The following is an 890-nucleotide window of genomic DNA, read 5'->3' as shown; positions in this document are numbered from 1 at the left end:
GGCGTGCTGCCGTCGGGCACGGTGACGTTCGCGCCGGGCGAGTCGGCCAAAACGGTCACGGTGAACGTGCAGGGCGATACCGGGGTCGAGGCGGACGAGACCTTCGTGGTGTCGCTGTCGTCGCCGGCGACGGTCGGCGGCGGTGGCGACCAGACGACGTCGAACATCGGGACGATCCCGTCGACCAGCCAGACGCTGGGGATCAGCCTGACGGCGCCGGACGCCTCGTCGGGCACGAGCGAGGCGGTAAACGGGCTGGTGAGCCGGTCGGGCGGCAGTGGCACGGGGCAGTACAACATCGCCTTCGTGATCGACCGCTCGGGCAGCACGGGAGGCACCTTCTCGGGGGCGCAGACGATCGGCGACCTGAACGGGGACGGCACGGCGAACACCATCCTCGATGCCGAGATCGCCGGCTTCGAGGCGCTGCTGGCGTCGATCAACGGGCTCGGCCTGGGCGGCGCCAACATCGCGGTGATCTCGTTCGAGAGCGGGGCGACGACGCATCTCAGCACGACGGTGGCGGCCGACGCCAACAAGAACGGCACGCTGGACGTGGTCGAGACGCTGCGCAGCCTGAAGGCGACGGGGACGACCAACTACGAGGCGGGGCTGCAGCAGGCGGAGACGTTCTTTGCCGGCACGCCGGCGGGCAACGATGTTGTGTTCTTCCTGTCGGACGGCTTCCCCGATTCGCAGACGGCGTTTGCCGACGAGGTGAGCCGGCTGCTGGCGGCGAAGACGGACATCCGGGCATTCGGCGTGGGATCGGGCGCCTCGTCGACGGCGCTCGATCTGGTCGATGACGGGCTTGCGAACAACACGGCGACGATCGTGCTGGATCCGAGCCAGCTGTCGTCGGGTCTGCTGGGCGGCGGGGTGAAGCTCGC

General features: G+C 69.4%; 1 protein-coding gene. It reads left to right on the top strand.

Features of this window, described 5'->3' with window-relative positions; translation table 11 throughout:
- A partial coding sequence (locus AB7O82_RS04475; protein ID WP_428618721.1) for a VWA domain-containing protein occupies positions 1-890 on the top strand: 890 nt, incomplete at both ends.

The sequence above is a fragment of the Reyranella sp. genome (assembly GCF_050185545.1).
Lineage (GTDB): Bacteria > Pseudomonadota > Alphaproteobacteria > Reyranellales > Reyranellaceae > Reyranella.
This window is presented reverse-complemented; position numbering and strand designations above follow the sequence as displayed.